The organism is Mucilaginibacter lappiensis, assembly GCF_900155965.1.
In the GTDB taxonomy this organism is placed as follows: domain Bacteria; phylum Bacteroidota; class Bacteroidia; order Sphingobacteriales; family Sphingobacteriaceae; genus Mucilaginibacter; species Mucilaginibacter lappiensis.
The window spans coordinates 244,982-266,788 of sequence record NZ_FTMG01000008.1; the positions used below are offsets into that span (position 1 = coordinate 244,982).

Annotated in this window: 11 protein-coding genes; 10 read left to right on the forward strand and 1 reads right to left on the reverse strand. The window is 43.1% G+C overall.

Features of this window, described 5'->3' with window-relative positions:
- Positions 1 to 36 precede the first annotated feature (36 nt).
- Positions 37 to 2,652: a hypothetical protein gene (locus tag BW976_RS16645; RefSeq protein ID WP_076374447.1), complete on the reverse strand. Its 2,616-nt coding sequence runs from the start codon at positions 2,650 to 2,652 to the stop codon at positions 37 to 39.
- Positions 2,653 to 3,051: 399 nt separating this feature from the next.
- Here BW976_RS16645 and BW976_RS16650 point away from each other — a divergent pair, with 399 nt between their 5' ends.
- From BW976_RS16650 to kdpB, 10 genes are all read left to right on the forward strand, one after another.
- A complete protein-coding gene (locus BW976_RS16650; protein ID WP_084192228.1) occupies positions 3,052 to 6,288 on the forward strand; it encodes a SusC/RagA family TonB-linked outer membrane protein in 3,237 nt (1,078 codons plus the stop codon).
- A gap of 3 nt (positions 6,289 to 6,291) precedes the next feature.
- A complete protein-coding gene (locus BW976_RS16655) occupies positions 6,292 to 8,019 on the forward strand; it encodes a SusD/RagB family nutrient-binding outer membrane lipoprotein (protein WP_076374451.1) in 1,728 nt (575 codons plus the stop codon).
- Between the two features lie 14 nt (positions 8,020 to 8,033).
- Positions 8,034 to 9,164: a glycoside hydrolase family 99-like domain-containing protein gene (locus BW976_RS16660; RefSeq protein WP_076374453.1), complete on the forward strand. Its 1,131-nt coding sequence runs from the start codon at positions 8,034 to 8,036 to the stop codon at positions 9,162 to 9,164.
- Between the two features lie 78 nt (positions 9,165 to 9,242).
- Positions 9,243 to 12,869, forward strand: coding sequence for a glycoside hydrolase family 2 protein (locus BW976_RS16665; RefSeq protein ID WP_076374455.1), 3,627 nt, complete (start codon positions 9,243 to 9,245; stop codon positions 12,867 to 12,869).
- 323 nt (positions 12,870 to 13,192) lie between these two features.
- The gene (locus tag BW976_RS30130) at positions 13,193 to 14,926 is read left to right on the forward strand and encodes a glycoside hydrolase family 99 protein (protein ID WP_175614123.1); all 1,734 of its coding nucleotides are present in this window, start codon (positions 13,193 to 13,195) and stop codon (positions 14,924 to 14,926) included.
- Positions 14,927 to 14,997: 71 nt separating this feature from the next.
- Complete coding sequence (locus BW976_RS16675) at positions 14,998 to 16,539, forward strand: SGNH/GDSL hydrolase family protein (protein WP_084192229.1); 1,542 nt, start codon at positions 14,998 to 15,000, stop codon at positions 16,537 to 16,539.
- A gap of 1,005 nt (positions 16,540 to 17,544) precedes the next feature.
- Positions 17,545 to 17,709 carry a hypothetical protein gene (locus BW976_RS29440; RefSeq protein ID WP_175614124.1) on the forward strand — a complete coding sequence of 55 codons (165 nt, stop codon included), beginning with the start codon at positions 17,545 to 17,547 and terminating at the stop codon, positions 17,707 to 17,709.
- Positions 17,710 to 17,813: 104 nt separating this feature from the next.
- Complete coding sequence (locus BW976_RS30055; RefSeq protein ID WP_076374547.1) at positions 17,814 to 17,891, forward strand: potassium-transporting ATPase subunit F; 78 nt, start codon at positions 17,814 to 17,816, stop codon at positions 17,889 to 17,891.
- 12 nt (positions 17,892 to 17,903) lie between these two features.
- Positions 17,904 to 19,619, forward strand: a complete 1,716-nt coding sequence (kdpA, locus tag BW976_RS16685) for a potassium-transporting ATPase subunit KdpA (RefSeq protein WP_076374461.1) — start codon at positions 17,904 to 17,906, stop codon at positions 19,617 to 19,619.
- Between the two features lie 98 nt (positions 19,620 to 19,717).
- Complete coding sequence (gene kdpB / locus BW976_RS16690; protein WP_076374549.1) at positions 19,718 to 21,745, forward strand: potassium-transporting ATPase subunit KdpB; 2,028 nt, start codon at positions 19,718 to 19,720, stop codon at positions 21,743 to 21,745.
- Positions 21,746 to 21,807 lie beyond the last annotated feature (62 nt).

Here is a 21,807-nt window from a genome sequence, read left to right on the forward strand (position 1 = left end):
ATTTCCTATTGTATAGTAGGAAGATATTAAATAGAGTTATTGACGTAATAATAAATGAAAATCCTTTTTAAACTCTTCACCATATAGGGCTAAGTATTCCTTATTAAAAGCCTGGAAGGTGGATTTGGCCAGCGAGTGTTTGCCCAGGAATGATAAAGCCTTGCACTTCATGGTCATTGCTTCCTCATTCACAGGATCGAAGTTAAATATGCAATTAGCCAGTTTGATCAGCATTTCCGGGTCGTGTTCCTGGCTGATCTGGCTTGCATATTGCAAGAGGATATCGATGACTTCGTTAGATAAATCAGATTTGATCTGATCAAGCCAGGGATAGTCGGTACTCGGTAAAAAGTCGCCGCGCTGTGTAATTTCTATCAGTGCTGCTACCTTTTCTTCATCTATCCGTTTGTGGCTTACCATTAACTGCAAGTAGTTATGATAGTCTACGTAAACCTCGCTAAAGTCAATTTCTATTTTCCAATTGCCGGTTTCTTTTGACAGGTGCACATATTCCATTTGATTTAGCAAGCTACGAAGTTTAGACAAGTTAGCCGATCGGTTATTTTTGGCACTAGTTTCGGATTTATCAAACCAAAGTAGCTCGATTAGTTTTTCGGGGCTTATACCACGGCCGGATCTTAAGCTATAAATCAAAATAGCTAAAAAGAGTTCTTTTATCAGAGAAGTGAATTGGCCGGTAATATCATCACCTTTAAGTGTATAAAGTTTGAGGTCACCAAAAAGCAGGATTGTTCTTTGCCGGGTTGCTGCAGTATTTACAGTTGCGGTAATTTCCTGCTGCTGCTTCGTAGGTGATAAGTGTCCTTCTGAATTAACGCTTCCGGTTGTTATCGAAGCGTTTGGTTGTAATACAGATTTGCGTCGTTTGTAATAAACAAAACCAGTCACAGCTACAAGGATCAATGACAATACGGTTATATAATATTTGATGCCTGATTGATTTGTTGGCAGGGCTACGGCCAACGGTTGTGCATCGGGTGGGCTTGAAAGCGTGAAAACGCTTACGGTTGATACATTATCGGCCGAACGGCACAGTGTAACGGCTATAAATTGCTGCGTTAAGTTACTATAGTATAAATTGGCAAACGCGTGTGTATCAAAAAAGTTAAATGGTATTTTACTACCGATAGTATGGTACGAGGGATGATTTAATGAACCGATCATCAATTGAAGATAGGCGTTATATTTATGATTTGAAAAAGACAATGCGGTAAAGGTTTGCGCTTTCTCGTCTATGATCATAGAATTGGCCAGGGCAAAGTCCTCATCAGGAGTTTTAAGGCTGTATATCTTTTTAAAGGTTCTGTTTTTCACATCGTATTTAATCAGGTCATAAATATTCTTTGGATTCAACATTTGCTGACCGCTTAAACTGCCATAACCACCTAAAAAGTAAGCATAACGGCCGCTGTCTGTAGTGCCGCAGGCAGCCAGGTAACGTGGGCAAAAGCTGTCGCCTCGGGTAGTTATCTCGGTCCATTTTCCGGTAGGTATATGGTAGCGCTGTACATTATTTTTATAGGTAAGCTGCCCGTAACCAGCAACCACATATAAAGATGTATCGGCTGCACAGAAAAAATTATTGGAGTGCCAGTAATCAATGATGGGAAAATAGGGTTCATCTCTGCTCCAGGTGTGGGCATTAAAATTATAAGTTGCCACAGTAGCATTTTTGTGGTCGATATAGTAATTATATAGCTTATGGTCATATATATTAAATAGTGACTCATTACTGGGTTTAAGATTAAATTTGCCGTTGCTGTAAGCCGCGGCTGTGTGTTTACCATTTTTAGCAGATATGCTCCACAAGGAGTCGCTGCCTATTACGTATACCTCGGCAGTTAAGGGGTTAAACGCCATGCTGGCCATGCCCTGTGCCTTTACAGTTTTTATCTGAGCCCAGTTATGGTGTAATGACCTTACCCAAAGCGGGTGATTTACAGTACTCTGCTGATTGCTTAATATATCACGTGCTACAGATCCTTGCGCCTCATTTAAGGGCCAGTAAAACCGGGGTTGGTTGCCAACATCAATCTTGATATTTCTGAGTTTGAACGGAGGGGCATCGTTAGTTTTAAAATTAGGATAGTTATTAATACCAAAGCATAATTTATAAATGCCGTTTTTACTTAGACGTGCATAAGGTTCAACATATTTGCGCTCGTTAACATAAAGCAGTAGCTGATCATGGTCAATGTCAAACTCCAGTATTATTTTATTCCATTGACTTAACAATTGTTTTTGTAGTATATCAAATCCAATTTTGGTAAAACGGTCGTCAATTACTAATTTAAAGTGATCGTGGTCTGTATCAGGGGCATCAGTTACCATATCCCTTTTGTTGTAAATGAGATCAATGTTACGGCTGCCATTTTCAATGATACGGAAGATGTAGCCGAAATAATCAACTTTATCAGGCAAAAAAGAAACCTCAAATGATAACCGGAAGTTTTGTGCGGGTGAGAATCCCTGCCCCGGAAAAAGATCAAGACTGGTACGTTGATCAGCCACTACGTCATGACTATAAAAGCCTAAACCATAGGATTGTTGCCCCCAACCTTTTAAGTTGAAAAGTATAATTATTAAGAAACAAAACAGGGTAAACTTATAGCAATAAGAGGGCAATTTCATTAATAACTATATTAACAATTTTAATTGATTTATTAAATTTTTCCTTAAAGTCCTGGTCAAATAAAATGACCTTACACCTGGTTTAGATATTACAGGATTTATAATTATTCAAAATTAAAAGTATAAACGAACAATCACAACGTAAGGAATATATTTAGGATAAACGTATTGCAACAGATTCGGTACACTAACCGGACCTTGTTAATTGTAAATTATTGCGTTTTATTAAGCTTTGAAATTCTATTTTTTGTATATAATTAATTGATTGTCTTTGATTTGTGTTGATTAAATATTGTTTTGTTTTTTCTGCTGGTTAAGGAATGTTTAAGGTTTCATTAAGGTTTAAGGTTTATTTAGCGATACCAATTAGTCCAATTTTAAACCAATTAAATCTTAAGCATGAAGAAACTTTTATGTATTCTATGTTTAACATGGATGGCGTTATGCAGTTTTGCGCAAAGCCATGTTATTAAAGGAAAGGTGATCGATGAAGTGGGGGCGCCCCTGCCCGGGGTTACGGTCACCCTGAAACAAACCCAGCGCCGTACCGTGTCTGATAAAGACGGTATTTATTCCCTTGACCTGGGAGGCTTTAGCAGCAATGTACTGGTGTTTTCATTTGTTGGTTACCAGACCCAGGACGTGAATGTTACTGGTAAAACGATAATTGACATCAAGCTGTTGCCTGATTCTAAAGATCTCAGCGAGGTTGTGATCAGCGCGCTCAACATTCCCAGGGCTAAAAAATCATTAGGCGTAGCACAACAAAGCGTAAATGTGAACGAGATGACAGAGGCTCGCGCGGGTAATATTACCGACTTGCTTGACGGTAAGGTTTCCGGTTTACAGATATCAACCAGCGGCCAGCCAACCGGTTCAACCAGGGTACAGATTCGCGGCGCTAACTCTATTACGGGTAATAACCAGCCATTGTGGGTGGTTGATGGCGTACCTATAGACAATAACGACTCTAACGGGCAGGTAGGTAATCTTGACTACGGTAATAATGCTGCCGACCTTAACCCCGATGATATTGAAAGTATCGAAGTGCTGAAAGGTCCCAATGCAGCGGCCCTGTATGGTTCAAAAGCGGCCAACGGCGCCATTTTGGTCACTACAAAAAAAGGTAAAAAAAATGCCGGCATGGGCATTTCTGTCAATAGTAATTACATGGCCTCAAGAGTATTACAGTTTCCCGAGTTTCAAAATGTTTATGGCGAAGGTGGAAATGGTAGACTGTCTGGTACGCTGGTGGGGCCGTTGGGTTCCGGTGTAATACAAGCTGGTACAGGCGGAGGACGTAACTGGGGCGTGCCCATGCTAGGTCAGCCCTATTTAACTTTTGACGGTAAACAAACTACCTACTCGCCCAATCCCGAAACGGTTACCGGGCTGTATAAGGTAGGAGGGGCATCGTCACAAAACGTAGCTTTCAGCAATGCTACTGATAATTCGGCTATCCGTTTTTCTTATACCCGATATGACGCTAACGATGTGGTACAAAAGCAAAATCAGGTAGCTAAGAATAATTTTCAATTAAGTGCCAGCAAGGATTTTACTCCATTTATAAAGATCGAGACGCGTTTACAATATATACAGGAGAGGGTAACCAATCGAACTTACCGCAATGAAGATCCTGCAAATCCGCTTAACTATTTGATCAACGCGGTTACCAGTATACCGCTTAGCAGCTTAATACCCTGGAAAGATGCCAATGGAAATGCCTTTAACGGGGGAGGCAACGGTAGTATCGAAAATCCTTATTGGGATATTAATGAAAATGGCAATCAAGACGTTCACAATACTATAATTGGTGGAGTAACAGCTACTGTTAGGATTTTTAAAGATCTGCAGTTTCGGGCGCAGGAATCAGGTAACTTATTGTGGGGTAACCGGTATACTTTTATTCAAAAAGGCTCCCTGTCAAACATTAACGGTTCTTATAACGAGTTTCAACAAAACAATAAGGTGTGGAATACGGAGGGGCTGCTCATGTATAATAAGCGTATCTCTGATTTCTCCATTGTAGCCAATGTGGGCGGCAACTTGCGCAAAACTGATTACTATAATACCAGCGCAGGCACATCATCACTGGCAGTTCATGATGTTCGTAGTTTGGCTAATACCACCAGTATTATTACGGCTAACGAATCTTTTTTGAAATCGCAGGTAAACTCAGTATATGGTACCGCTAATTTTGGATATAAGGATTTCCTTTATCTTGACCTTACCGGTAGAAACGATTGGTCGTCAACACTACCATCTGCAAATGCATCCTTCTTTTATCCATCTGCAAGCGCCAGTTTTGTATTTACAGAACTTTGGAAAACCATATCACCCAATTTTCTGAATTTTGGTAAAATCAGGGCTTCCATAGCCCGTGTGGGGAATGACACAAGTCCGTATAACCTGTATAACGCTTTTGTAAACTCAGGCAATTTTAATGGTATTAACTATATGACGTTTGAGTCGCAGTTGAAAAACCAGAATCTGAAGCCCGAGCTCACTACCTCAACCGAATTGGGTCTGGAACTGCATTTTATGAATAACCGACTAAGTATTGATGCGGATGTTTATAAATCAAAAACGGTGAATCAATTGCTTACCGGCAATACCCCGCCGGAGTTTGGTTTTTCTACTCAAATATTAAATGCCGGCGAAATTCAGAACAAAGGTTTAGAAGTTACGCTCACCGGTACCCCAATTCGTACCAAAAACTTTAGCTGGGATGCTACCTATAACTTTTCGCTCAATCGCAATCTGGTTAAATCCTTAACGCCGGGTATACCATCCGTGTACCTGGGCGGAGCCGTTACTGCCGGTGTTTACGCCGAGGTGGGTAAACCTATAGGTGTTATCAGAGCGCAGGATCAGGCCTACTCGTCTGATGGTAAAGCTATTATCAATCCCACCACCGGAATACCTTATTTTACTACAGTGAACCCCATTGTTGGTTATGCAAGTCCGCGTGCATTGATGTCATTTGGGTCAAACTTTAGATATAAGAATTTTTCATTCAACTTCCTGGTATCGAGCCGTATTGGTGGTTCGCTGTTTTCTGGAACAGGCTATCGTTACTTTATATCGGGTGTAGCCACACAAACGTTGGGCGGCAGGGATGCCTGGTTATTCAGCGATGGTGTACTGGGCGAAAATGCTAATGAGCAAGCTGGCATAACGAGCATATACAACTTGCCCTATCCGGCGGCCGGACGGGTTAAAGGTTCAATTTATCAAGGTTACTATCCCGTACTCGGCAGTAACGGACAGCCTATTGTAGATGCCAACGGCAATTATGTGGCTAATTTATCTGCACCAAATACCAAATACATTTCGCCACAAACGTATTGGCAACAAACCAACCACATATCGCATCTGTACACCTATAATGCCTCTTATGTGAAACTATCCCAGATAATTGTGAGCTATTCGTTACCCCCAAGATTACTCCGGGGTACGCCGTTTAGGTTGGCTTCGCTATCATTAGTTGGGCGTAATCTGTGGACAATCTTCCAGAAAACGCCGCGTGGTATCGATCCTGAATCTGCCGCCTATTCGGGCAACGCCCAGGGCCTTGAAGTGGGTGGATCGCTTCCTTATGCAACCTATGGTGTCGACTTAAAATTTTCGCTATAAATCATGAAAAAGATCATCATATATTCAACGGTATTGCTTATTGCCCTTACTGTATCCTGTTCCAAGGACTTTACCAAGATCAATACAAATCCGGCCAGCTTTACATCGGCAGCGCCAGAAGCTGTTTTAACAGGAGCCTTTGTAAATACCATTAACAAGTTTGAATCCAATAATGTGGTTTACCTTTGGGAATACTCCCATTTGATTGATCCGGTTGGCCGCTATATTGGTGGGGACGACGGTGGTGGCGCCACGTGGACTTTGTTTTATGCCAACGTATTAGGTTCCACACGTCAGCTTAAAAAACTATATCAGGGAAATCCGGCCTATACCAACCGGATGGCTATCACCGATATATGGGAATGTTATGTATATACCTACCTGGTTGGTTGTTACGGCCCGATACCTTATGATAATGCGGGCAAAACAGATAACACTGACGTGGAGTATAACGACGAGAATAGTATTTATACCTCGTTGCTTACCCGTCTTAAGGCCGATGCCGCGGCTATAAACACCTCGGGCGATAAGTTTAGTCCTGATGTGATATACAATGGCGATATGACCAAATGGATAAAATTTGCTAACACGCTGAGGCTGCGGATAGCTTTAACTGTGCAGAATAACCTCCCTGATGTGGCTGCCACCAATATACGGGAGCTGATGGGTAACGAAAGTACCCTGATCAGTTCAGATGCAGACGATCCTAAACTAAGCTATGGTACCGCTACGGGTAGCCAGTCGCCATATAATGTGATGCTGGTACAAGGCACATCTTATCAGGGGACGGCCACGCCGGTTATGAGCGATTATGTGTTCACTTATTTTCGTTCCTATCATGATCCGCGTTTGGATACCTACTTTAACAAAGCGGCTACGCCCTTTAATATCCAGGATACGTTGACAAGTAAAAATGATAACCTGCATTATATAGTTATTTATCCTATCCCGCATCTGGGGCAACCCAAATCGCCTGCGCTTTTAAGCCAATGGGGGCTTCAAAATCCACCTTTTGCTGGATCTACGGTACCGGTCAACTTCAGTACACTACCAGCGGCGCTGACGGCTGCCACCCGGCCGTTTTATATGATGACCTACGCCGAAGTTTGCTTTATGAAGGCCGAAGCAGCCCAGCGAGGTTACGGAGGTTCACAAACAGCCGACCAATATTATTATGCGGGCATTAATGCCAATTTCGCCTTTTGGGGATTAACACCGGCACAGGCTGCTGCATATCAGGCACAGGACGGCATTAAATGGGGCACCACTGGAAAAGGTTTCAATTATGACCTGGGTTTTATCAATACCAGTATCCCGGCTGATAACCTGACCAAAATATGGATACAGGAATGGATAAACTTTTTTGATGATGAAGCCTTCGAAGCATGGGTGTTACAGCGTCGTACGCGCAATCTTGTGCTGCCGCCGCATACTAACCCGGGCAGCGTTAACGTGCTCACTACTTACTCTAACCTCAACGATCGCTGGGCATATCCTATCAAAAACGAGGTGCAGAATAATCCCATAGGTTATGCCAATGGTATAAAATTGCTGGGCGGTACCGGTGATTATGTATTTACTCCCTTAAAGATAGAACCACAATATACCCCAACTGACTGGACAAAGGCACATGCTTTTATAGACATAAGCTTTGTGCAAAAGTGGTATGGCAACAACATAGAAGACCTTACCGCAGCAGGTATCAAGTATACTGTACTATCTACTTACTAATCAATAACAGCAACATGAAAAAGAAACATATATATCGCTACAGCCTGTTGGTATTGTTAATGTCGGCAGGGCTTTTATCCTGTAAAAAAAATGACCCAACTGTAAAAGATAATTTTCTGAATTATCAGATACCCGATGTTCCTGTAACTTCCAATTATACCGTAGGCGCATTTTATTACACCTTTACAACGCTTAATGCCAATGTTACGCAAATACCAACGGTGGGTAAATACGGTTATACCAATGGTTTGCCGCCTGCCGGGATAATGCAGCAACACATTGCCGATGCTGGTATCGCTAAAATTGATTACTTCATATTTTCGGTACGTTCACCTACGCTGGATAACAAAAACTACCTGGTTGATTCAACCACGGTGAACGCGTTTTTGAATGCGCCAAACAGTGCAGGCATAAACTTCGCGCTTTCCTATAACCTCAATACGGGTTTGTTGGGCATCACCAACTCGGGTGGAACTACAGGCAATGGCGTAACTGTTGAAACGGATCCGGTAAAACTGGCGGCATTTTATAACGATTTTAAAAGACTGGCTTTTTTCCTGGGTAAAGCCAATTATCAGAAGGTTAACGGCAAATACCTGCTGATCATTAACAACGCGCAGGATCTGAACTCCAAAGATAATGTGGCTCTGTATAAACAGTTGCGGGCTAATTTGTCTGCGATGGGTTTTGACTTGTATATAGTGGGGATGCAAAACCGATGGTCGCCGCCAGAGCGTTATTATTATCGTTTCCAAAACTGTACCGATGCCATGTACGAAGCCAACATGGGCGATGTGGCTGGAGATAACGACCGTTACTGGAATTTTCCGCAATATACCGATCAGAACTGGGCCTACTGGAAAAAGACCATCGAAGCCTGGAATATGGAGTTTGTACCCTGCGTAATGGCCGGTTACAATTACCAGATCAATAACCCAACAACCAACCAGCTTAGTGTTCAACGCACTGCCGATGGCAGCTGGTATAAGACGTTTACCAATGTGGCCAAACGAAACGCCTCCAAAAGCAGGCTCATCTTTGTCGACTCTTTCAATAATTTCTCGGTCGATTCGCAAATTGAGCCTACGCAGGCCTATGGCAACACCTATCTGGATATTACGCGGCAGGCTTTTAAATTGAATTAAATAAAACAGGAGTAGCGGGGGCTGCTCCTGTTATTTACCGCACCCGAAGTGGTGCAATAACATTGATATCTCTACCTAATGAATGTACTTACAAAAGCTTTAAGCACACTAATGCTGTTTGGTTTTACCGGCAGCAGTTTATATGCACAGGATAATACCCTAACTGAAAGTTTTGAAAACCCTGATCATCAATATCAAAAAACAGGTCGTGGTGAGAGCCGTATTGCGGATGGGGTATTAACTACCAAAGATGCGTACCTGAGTTTTGGCGATGCTAGTTGGAAGAATTATGAGATCAGTTTCAGGGCCAGGGTGCCTGATACCGCCAAACAAGTTCAGATATGTGCCGGTTTCAGGGCTGGCAATCGCGATGACCGCTATATACTGATGCTTAAAGGTGGCATTCAGCAGGATATTTACCTGGCCCGGCTGGGTTTTATGGGCAGTGATGATTTCCTGGCCCTGCGTCGATTGGATTTTCATCCTGAACCGGGCAAATGGTATAACTTTAGGGTACAAGTAAGCGGCAGCCGCATCAGGGTGTTTTTAAATAATGAAAATTTGCCGCATATCGATATTACGGATACGCTTGCCTACCTGTCGCCACAAGGCCGGATAACCTTAGGTGGCAGCTGGATCACTAACCAATTTGATGATCTGGTTATCAAACCACTGCAAGAAGATCAATTGCAAAATATCCGTATACAGGAATATGCTGTAGCCGTAAAAGATAAACAAGCTTTGCGCAAACAACAGCGAAGCACTTATAAGCCGGTTTCTGTTGCGCCGTTGGCAACCGGTCGTATCCTTATTTCCCTGAATGGCCAATGGCTGTTTTCGCCGGGATATGAAATTACCGGGCAGGCTAAAGCCATAATGCCAGAGGAAAGCGACAAGGATTGGCATGTATTAACCGTGCCCAATTTCTGGAACCCCATACGTGTTTGGCTGCATGGCGAAAAATATAATAATGGCAGCAAGGGTGTAGCCGATAACTACTATCAGAAAGAAACAGCGCGCTGTGAAGCCTATACTTTTGATTATAAAAAAACAAGCGTGGGCTGGTATCGTCAATGGATCAATCTGCCAAACAATATCGGCGCCAAAAACCTGCAGCTTTCATTTGACGCTGTATCCAAAGTGGCCGAAGTATATATTAATGGTCATAAGGCGGGAAATCATATCGGCATGTTCGGCAATTTTGAGGTAGATGGTACAGGATTGTTTAAACCTGGCAAAAACCTGTTGGCGGTAAAAGTAGTGCGGGATTATATAAAAGATATTAAAGATGCCGATAAGGTGATGGATGTTGCCGTTACCGTTCCCGTTACCCAGAAAATGATGAAGGACTTGGCGCATGGCTTTTTTGACGATGACCCGGCAGGCATCTGGCAGCCGGTATCACTCATTATTACCGACCCCGTACGTATACAGGATGTGTTTATTAAACCCAATCTCACTGGTGCCGATGTGGATATTACGGTGAAAAATTATACCGATAAGGAGGTGGCGTTTTCAATCTCCGCGGATATAGATGGCGTACGACCAAAAGATGCATTATATAACCATACGATACTTGACAAACAGCAGCTTAAACCCGGCGAAGAACGAACGTTCACAGCGGCAATAACAGGCTTGCAGCCCAGGATCTGGTCGCCGGAACATCCTGATCTTTATGATTTTAATTTTAAATTGACGACGACTGACGGCGGTGCAACTGATTCCAAAACTATCCGTTCGGGTTTCCGGACGTTTAAGGCCGAGGGGGATTATTTATACCTTAATGGCAAGTGTTATTGGCTGCGCGGCGCTAATCAAACCCCATTGGGGCTGGCACCTAATGATTCCCTGCTTGCAGATACTTTTACCAAATTGATGAACAAGGGTAATATGATGGTTACCCGTACGCACACCGTACCCGGTACCGAAACCTGGATGGATGCTTTTGATAAAAACGGCATCGGTGTAAGTTATGAAGGCACCTGGTCGTGGTTGTTTCTGAGCAGCAGTATGCCTTCACAAAATCTCATCGATCTTTGGAAACAGGAATTTTATGACCTGTTAAAAAAGTATCGCAACCATCCTTCATTGCTCATCTGGACCGTAAATAATGAGATGAAGTTTTATGATAATGATCCCGATACGGAGCGCGCAAAGGTTAAAATGAAGATCATCTCTGATGTGGTTAAACATATGCGGCAGATTGACCCTACACGTCCTATTGTGTTCGACTCAAACTATCGCCGCAATACCAAACGTTTTGGTGACGATTTTTATAAAGATATTGATGATGGCGATATCGACGATCAGCATGCCTACCTCAATTGGTACGACTACTCTATGTTTGACTACTTTAAAGGAGAGTGGCAGCAAAAGTATAAAAATAACGGCCGCCCGCTCATCAGCCAAGAAATGTCAACCGGTTATACCGATGAAACAGGCCATGCCACCCGTTTTTATAATTACGTTCATCAAAATCCCGAGTCACTGGCTGGTAAATTCACTTATGAATATAGTGATCCTGCTTATTTTATGAAGCCGCAGGCCTTTATCACCAAAGAACTGGCCGAAGCCTTGCGCCGCAGCGACGACCGCTCTGCCGGAATATTGCATTTTGCACTGATCACCTGGTTTACCAATGTTTATCAGCATGATCATATCAAGCCCTTCCCGGTATATTACGATATGCAAAAAGCCCTGCAGCCTGTACTGGTATCAGCTGAACTTTGGGGGCGTCACTTTTACGCGGGTACTAAGCTAGCTGTACGTTTCTGCGTTATCAATGATCAGGAAAACGGTGATGCACTACCTGCATCAATGCTGAAATGGAAGCTCACAGGTGATAAAGATGTTGTGCTGGCAAGTGGATATATAGCTGTACCACAGGTTGACCATTACGCCCGTCATTGGATAGAGCCACAGATCAATATCCCTGAAAATATACCGCAGCAAAAGCAGAATGCCCGGTTGCAGCTGCAATTGATAGTCAATGGGAAAGCTGTTTCTGCAAACAGTTATGAAGTGTTACTGGTAGCAACGCCCAGCTTACAAGTAGCTAAGCTGGCAAGCAAAAAAATAGCAGTATTTGATGCCGGTAATCAAATAACCACCGCGTTGAACTACCTGGGCATCCAATACACAAAATCGCCCACACTCGCTGAACTGCTAAAACAAAAAGCAGATGTTTATGTGCTCTCCGGGCTTGATTCACTAAACACAACAACTTCTGATTTTGAACAAATCAGAAATTTGATTCACAGCGCAGGGAAAGTTTTACTATCCGGCTCTGGCGATGTAGCGCATATTTTATATCCCAAGTATATCCGCAGTGTGCTTAAAGAAAAGGGAGAGATCGCCAATATGGATATTCCCGAGTCTCCTGTATTTGATGGTATTGAGCCTTTGGAAATACGTTACTTCAACAATAATCTGCGCGAAAGTCCATCGGTAATATCGGGAGCTTATCGCATTAATCGCGACGTGCATGTGGAGGCGCTGGCATCGTTCATCAAAATACACGGCTACCTCTCTGGTGAGGTTAATGAACGGATGAATACGCTTGATAAGATCAAAGGTTTCCCTATTGTTAAAATTAGCGATGCTCTGGGAGCGATGTTGCTATCGGAAATCAGACTCGATAAAGCCATTACCGACCCCATTGCCGGCAAGTTATTGGTCAATATGCTGCTTGATTTGACCCGGTAGATGGATAGTAGCTGTTTGAAATAACTTATATTAATATTATAATATTTATCAAAAAAATATGATCTGTTAATCTTTTTTTAAGTATTGATTAATGTTTTAAAAGAAATTAGTGTTTATAACCAATTATTATCGTGCTGTTTATTTAATATATCAATAGCATGTGCTAATCTTTATTTAATTAATCGTGTTTGTTCTACTCCCCGTCGTGAGGATGGTGGTTTGCTATGTGCTTGATCGGTAGTGGTTCTGCTATTTAGGCTGTGCTGTGTTTTCATTGCCAATTGATATTCTTTTGCATTTACTAACCTATAAATACAAACCAAATGAGAAAAATGAACATTTTATGCCTCGCGGTCATGATGGGAGTGTCCGTTAGTTGTACCAAAAAAAACATGCCTGCCGATACACTCAATGCCGCTGGGAAAGGTAAATTGAATACCCAGGGTTCGCCTCCGGGCGATGTTGTAGGTAAACTGGTGGTAGGCTACCAAGGCTGGTTTTCGACCACGGGAGATGGATCGCCTAATAACCATTGGGTACACTGGGCAGGTAATGCCGGCGGAGCGGCACCCTCGCCCGGGCACCAAACCTTTGAGCTTTGGCCCGATATGCGGGAGTATACCAACTCCTACCAAACCGGATATGCCAGTTTAGGCAACGGGCAACCGGCTAAGTTGTTTTCGCCCTGGGATGTGCAAACGGTAAATACACACTTTTCATGGATGCAGCAATATGGTATTGATTGTGCCGCCCTGCAGCGCTTTGGAAAGGGCAACGCACAATTGGATGGTATTGCCAGCCGGGTCATGAATGCCGCTCAAACTTACGGGCGCAAATTTTATGTGATGTATGATATTTCTGGCTGGACTAATTTTCAATCTGAAATAAAAACAGACTGGACTAATGACATTGTGGGGTCGCTGCATCTCACCTCATCATCGGCCTATGCCATGCAAAATGGTAAGCCCGTTATTTGTATATGGGGTTTTGGCGTATCCGGTCGCCCGGGCGATGTGAATTCTTATACCGACGTGATCAACTACTTTAAAAACCTGGGCTGTTATGTTATTATCGGCGGTCCGCGCAACTGGCGGTCACAAACTGCCAATCTACCCGCCTTTAACCTGGCCAATATGATCATGCCCTGGGTTACCGGCTCTTTTGGCGATGTTGCCGGAGCCGATTCCTATGTACCTACGCTTAGTGCAGATTTTGCCTATTGCAACTCGAACGGTATAGATTATCAAGCAGAAGTATTCCCGGGCTTTTCGTGGTCGAATTGGAACGGCGGTGCACAAAATCAGATCCCCCGCCAGCATGGCGATCTGATGTGGGAGCAGTTTGCCAATATTCGCAACCAGGGCATAGGCAATGTGTATGTAGGTATGTTTGATGAGTATGATGAGGCCACAGCTATAGCCAAAGCTGCCGAGGATGCCTCGATGATACCTACCAATCAATATTTTTTAACGCTTGATGCAGATGGTGTGCATGTATCATCAGACTATTATTTGCGGCTTACCAATGATGGCGGCAAGATGATCAAAGGGCAGATACCGCTTACTTTTACACATCCTACACCATTTGTAGTCGGCAGTACACCTGTCACCGTATTTCTTGATCATTGTGATACCACTACCGGTTGGACATCCAGTAACACGCTTTCGGTAAACACAACAGACAAACAGGAGGGAACCGGAGCTTTACAGTCAGTTGGCAGTGGCACAGATGAGTTTAAGAAGAATTTCACCGCAGTTAATACGGGAGCAACCGCGGCTAATGGTTCTATTCAATTCTGGTACTATGTGTCTGATGCCAGCCAGTTTGGTACCAATAACCAGATAGAGCTGGGCAGCGGTGGTGCGGCAGATGTAAATGAGTACAACTGGAACATCGGTACGCTGGTAAACGGCTGGAATTTGATCACCAAATCGTTCAATACAGCAACTGTAACAGGGGGGACACCTAATTTGAGCGCTATCAACTGGTTTCGTATTTATCATACCAAAACAGCCAGCATTACTACCCGGGTTGATGCCTTAACAGTTATACATTAATGGTTCAGCAATAAAATATAATTCAGGAAGAGCTGGGAACGGTTCTTCCTGCTTATGAAACCTATTCAAAAATGAAAAAAATAATACTTACCCTTCTTGTGGCAATAGGCTACTTGTGCATGAGCTGCGCAAAAAAAGACCTGGCTTTATCACAAGGTGTATCGGCAACAAAAGATTTATCTTTTAATGCAGTGCCCGCTAATGGCTCATTAGGTGATACTAATATTAAATATTTTGGTCGTTGGGATTTTAGCAATACCACGCAATATATAAGCTATTGGGGAGGCGCTTATATTAAAGTGAATTTTACAGGTACTACCGTGAAGGTTAAAGTAGGTAATACTACTAACTATTATGCACGGATTGACAATGGCCCCTGGGTTAGCTATATAGGCGCCAGTGGAACCATTAACTTAACGCCAACGCCATTGGCAACAGGTACACACACGCTAAGCATAGCGCAGGGTAAAGATTACAGCTATGTATTTAACTTTGAGGGGCTGATACTGGATGCCGGGGAGGTAACCAGTGCGCCATCAACCGGTACCGATTTAATAGAATATATCGGTGATTCTATTACTGCGGGTTATACCGATCCTCAGGCAAATGTATCTGATTACGCCTGGGTTTGTGCCGAAGCTTTGGGTGCAGAACATACACAAATAGCCTATCCTGGTATTGCGCTGGTGAATGGTTTTGGTCTCAATACAGATAAAACGGGCATGGACCTACAGTATTTTAAGGCACGTTCACTGGCCAATGCAAATTCACCCGCATGGGATTTTAGCGTGTACACGCCGAAGATAATTGTAATTAACCTCGGACAGAATGATAACAGTACCAGTGTGCCAGACGATACCTTTCAAACCGATTACATATCCTTTTTAGCTAATGTGCGCGCAAAGTTCCCCAACGCCGAAATATTTGTGATGCGTACCCTGATGGGAGTTAAGGCAGCACCAACGCTGGCTGCTGTAAACGCGCGGATAGTGGCGGGCGATGCCAAGCTGCATTATATTGATACTAATGGCTGGTTAACTCCCAATACTGCCGACTATACCGGAAACTCAGGTGTACATCCCAGTGTAGACGGCCATATTAAAGTGGCTAATTTGTTGAAGCCTCTTATAGCGCCATATTTAACCGGTGGCACACCACCCGCTCCCGTATATCTTGACCATTGCGATGCCATCAGTGGCTGGGTATCAGGCAATACTTTGAGTTTAAATATCTCGGATAAAAAAGAAGGCAGCGGTTCATTACAGGCAGCTGGGAATAGCACACTTGATTTTCAAAAAGTATTTACCCCGGTAAATACTGGTGCTACAGCAGTTAATGGTTCTATCAGGTTTTGGTATTATGCATCTGACGTAAGCCAGTTAGGTGCTAACAACCAGGTTGAGCTGGGCAGCGGAGGAACCAATGACGTTAACGAGTATAACTGGGATATCGGCCCACTCAATAACGGCTGGAATCTGATCACCAAAACATTCGCCAGTGCAGGTACAACGGGTGGAATGCCAGATTTGAATGCCATCAACTGGTTCCGTATTTATCACACCAAAACTGGTAGTATTACCACTAAGATAGGTGCGTTACAAATACTGCGCTAATTAATATTTGTATATTTTGTTTTTAAGTGTAAAAAAAGGAAACGCGTATCAATTGCGTGTTTCCTTAAGGTGAGTGTTCAACCGCAGTTTTGAACTTTTTTATGGAGGATTTGAAGAAATTAACTACTATAGATCGTCAATTATAAAAGATCTGATGCTGTCCTCCTGACTTATTATTAGTCATTAAAATATAACATTGTACTAGGACTTATTTCATAATGGGCCTTACCTTGTTCAAATATTCGGGAATCAAACAGGTCTTCTGTTGTTATAACATCGCCTTTTACCCTGATCCAGCTGCCTTCACGCAGACTCACCACAGCTCTAAATAATCAAATTTAACATAAAGTATCTGAATGTAATTGATCTGTTTTTTGTCTAAGAATCGTAGTTGTGATAGGGGAAAATTATAAGTTTTTTCACATATTTTTTTCGCTCATATTAAGATTGTTCGAAAGCAACGTTTAGCATTCCTTAAGTAACAAGAGCGGAAAAGTATTTGAACATATTTATGGCTTCCCGATGGTTGTAGAGCGGATTTTGGGGGAATATGTTGAGGGGGATTTGGGTGATAAAAGTAAATAATAAGTGTGTTTTTTCTTTTGAAAAGTGTTCAAATAAATTGACACGGCGGATTTTTTGAACACGTTATCATTGATGTTTTGAACAACATCAGGATACAGAGTGAGCGTTATATTTGTTTTTAGCTTAAATCTGCTCTTTACATTTTACCCGGCTTGTGCAGTTCGTTGTTCAAACGATAAATATGGTGTGTTTATACTTATTGGTAAAAAAGAATATTTCAAAGTGACCTAACCACCTTTAACTGTTTAATTTTGATGTACTCTCTCAAAATGATGGACTTTTAGAAATTCTATCTCTTCATCGGGTTCGTGATGTTTTATTGTAAATATCTGCATATTAACTATTTAAGATAGATAGTTGTTGCCCGCTTGTTTTTGGCTCTTGTTTTGGCTTTCTGGCACGAATCAGAAAATATCAAACATGCAAAAACAAATATACCACCCTGAGAAACAAACCACCGAAGGCCCTGCAGAAAAAGTCAAATTCAACTTTAAAGATATCGTGATCATCGTTTTCGCCTGGCTGGTGACCCTCTCCCTGGTCTATATCTGCTACCTGAAATTCAAATTTTTCCTGCACCACTAAATAAATAATAAAATAATGATACCCGTAATCTATGTGCTGCTTGGCCTGGCATTTTTCTGGCTGTTTTTCAAATCTATTAATTACTTCGAAAAAATCTAATCTCTATGACTGCATTATTCATCGTCGCCATAGCCGTGTTTGTCTACATGATCTATGTGCTACTTAAACCCGAAAAATTCTAATTACTAAAAACTATGAACACTGAACTTACAGGAGTAATATTTACTTACCTGCTTACTCTTGCCATAGCCATTCCGCTTGGAGTTTACATAGCCCGGATGTTCCGTGGCGATAAAACCTGGCTGGATTTCATGGCTCCCCTTGAACGTTTCATTTTTCGTTTCAGCGGTATTGATACTAAAAAAGAAATGAACTGGAAGCAGCATATGTTTGCTTTACTAACCATTAACAGCGTATGGCTATTCTATGCTTTTTTCTGCCTTTTGTTCCAGGCACATTTACCTTTAAACCCTGATGGAAATCCCAATCAAACGCCAGATCTAGCGTTTAATACCGCGATCAGCTTTTTAGTAAACTGTAACCTACAGGATTATTCGGGCGAAAGTGGGGCTACTTATTTTACGCAGCACTTTGTGATCATGTTCCTGCAATTCGTTTCTGCTGCTACAGGCATTGCTGCGCTGTTTGTTTTATTCAAGGCATTCCGGGATAAGGTAACCGACAAACTAGGTAATTTCTGGGACTTTTTTGTTAAATCTATCACCCGCATATTACTACCATTATCGGTTGTAACGGCCATCATACTGGCTTTTAACGGTACACCTACCAGTTACAAGGGTAAAGATTCCTTTATAACGCTTCAGGGTGATACTGCGCATGTATCAAGAGGTCCGGCAGCAGCCATGATCGCTATTAAACATATTGGCACCAATGGTGGTGGATGGTTCGGGGCAAACTCAGCTCATCCACTCGAAAACCCTAATTACCTAACCAACACAACTGAACTGGTTGCACAGGTTATTATTCCAATAGCCCTGGTATTTGCTTTAGGTTTCTATCTGAACAAGAAGAAATTCGCCTATGTAATGTTTGGGGTGATGACACTGGGTATGCTCATGTTGCTTATTCCTACAATGAATGCGGAGATTAGCGGCAGCCCGGCTATAGCTAAGATGGGGATAAGCCAGCCGACCGGGGCTATGGAAGGTAAGGAAGTGCGGTTCGGCCCTGCTAATACGGCCTACTGGAACATCGTAACCACGATTATATCTACCGGGTCAGTTAACTCGATGCATGATAGCGCCATGCCGGTATCCGGGTTTATGATGATGATGGCGATGATGACCAATTGTTTCTATGGAGGCTGCGGTGTGGGCATACTGAACTTTTACATCTTTATAGTTATTGCGGTATTCATATCCGGGTTGATGGTTGGGCGAACCCCTGAGTTTTTTGGGCGAAAGATTGAAGCCCGTGAAATGAAGATCGCATCTATCATCGCCTTGCTGCATCCTTTTATTATCCTGGTTGGTACAGCGGTATCATCCTATGTACTGGTGCACATGCCCAATGCCGATTGGGCGGTTAAACCATCTTCCTGGCTAAATAATCCTGGTTATCATGGCTTTTCAGAAATGCTTTATCAGTATACTTCTTCCGCCGCTAATAACGGTTCGGGTTTTGAGGGTTTAGGCGATAATAATGTATTCTGGAATGTCAGTGCAGGTTTTGTGCTTCTGCTTGGCCGTTTTTTACCGATCATCGGTCCGGTTGCTATTGCAGGTATCCTGGCCAATAAAAAGTTTATACCAGAATCTGCCGGAACGCTTAAAAGCGACACATCCACCTTTGGTATCATGGTATTTGCGGTGATCCTGATTGTAGCTGCATTATCATTTTTCCCGGCCTTGGCATTAGGCCCTATTGCTGAACATTTTTCTTTAAAATAAACAGACAGCCCCCTCTAAATCTCCCCCGGAAGGGGAGACTTTTAAAGCCCTCCCTTCCGGGGAGGGTTTGGGTGGGGCTGGCCTATAAAAATATAATCATGAGAACTCAAAATACATTATTCCAGGGCGACCAGATGACGGAGGCTTTAAAGCAATCATTTATCAAACTTGATCCCCGCCAATTGATCCGTAATCCGGTTATGTTTACTGTGGAGATTGGCACCTTTGTAATGCTTATCGTTAGCATCTATTCTTTTACCAATAAAGGCCAGGGTAGTTTTGGCTATAACTTCACTGTTTTTATTATCCTGTTGCTCACCGTGCTATTTGCCAATTTTGCCGAGGCCATTGCCGAGGCCCGAGGTAAGGCTCAGGCAGAAAGTTTGCGCAAAACCCGCGAGGAAACACCTGCACGTTTGTTGGTTAACGGGAAGGAGCAAAAAGTGATGTCGTCCCAATTAAAAAAAGGGGATGTATTTGTCTGTGAAACGGGTGATAATATCCCGACCGATGGCGAGATCATAGAAGGTATTGCCACCATCGATGAATCGGCTATTACAGGTGAATCAGCCCCGGTGATCCGTGAATCAGGTGGTGATAAATCATCAGTAACCGGCGGCACCAAAGTGTTATCTGACCGGATCAAGGTAATGGTAACCACCCAACCCGGCGAAAGCTTCTTAGATAAGATGATTGCGCTAGTTGAAGGGGCCTCACGTCAGAAAACACCCAACGAGATAGCCTTAACCATTTTGCTGGCAGGGTTTACATTGATCTTTGTGATCGTATGTGTTACGCTTAAACCTTTTGCAGACTATGCCAATACGCCAATCACCATTGCCGCATTTATCTCCCTGTTTGTTTGCCTAATCCCGACTACTATCGGTGGCCTTTTATCAGCCATTGGTATTGCCGGTATGGACAGGGCTTTGCGTGCCAACGTAATCACCAAATCGGGTAAGGCTGTTGAAACTGCTGGTGACCTTGATACCTTGTTATTGGATAAAACAGGTACCATCACCATCGGTAACCGTAAAGCAACCAACTTTTATCCCGCTACCGGAGTAACACGTGAAAATTTTATCGCTGCCTGTACTTTAAGTTCACTGGCTGATGAAACCCCCGAAGGTAAATCAATTGTTGAACTGGCAGGGGAGGACAAAAGTATGCCTAAAGTGGTTGCTCCCAATGGTGCCACATTTATCAAGTTCACTGCCGAAACCCGTTCAAGCGGTTTAGATACACCCGAAGGTTTACGGATCCGTAAAGGCGCATTTGATTCTATCCGTAACATGGCGCTTAAAGCTGGTCATCCGTTCCCTGCCGAGGTAGAGGATAACGTTAAAAAGATCTCTTCAAATGGTGGTACACCGCTGGTGGTATCGCAAAATGAAAAGATCATGGGCGTGATTGAACTACAGGATATTATTAAACCGGGTATAGCCGAACGCTTTGAACGCCTGCGCAAAATGGGTGTTAAAACCGTAATGGTTACTGGAGACAATCCACTCACCGCCAAATTTATAGCTGAAAAGGCCGGCGTCGATGATTTTATTGCCGAGGCTAAGCCCGAAGATAAAATGAACTACATCAAAGCAGAACAGCAAGGCGGTAAACTGGTTGCCATGATGGGCGACGGCACCAATGATGCTCCTGCACTGGCCCAGGCGGATGTAGGCGTGGCCATGAACAGCGGAACGCAGGCGGCCAAGGAGGCAGGCAATATGGTTGATTTGGATAATGACCCGACCAAACTGATCGAGATTGTGGAGATAGGTAAGCAATTATTGATGACCCGCGGTACGCTAACCACTTTTAGTATAGCTAATGATGTAGCTAAATACTTCGCTATTGTTCCGGCTTTATTCATGGTATCGATACCAGCTTTAAAAGCATTGAACATCATGGACCTGCACAGCCCGCAGTCGGCTATACTATCAGCTGTGATCTTTAACGCGATTATTATTCCGTTGCTGATCCCATTGGCTTTGCGTGGTGTGGAATACAAGCCTATTGGTGCCAGCGCCTTATTACGCCGCAATCTGCTGATTTATGGCCTGGGCGGTATTCTAATCCCGTTTATTGGTATTAAACTGATTGACCTGGCGGTAGGAATATTTTTATAAATGGAGGTGCGGGTGTGAGTGCGGGACAATTGACAAAAAACTGTCTCATAACCTGCTCCGGC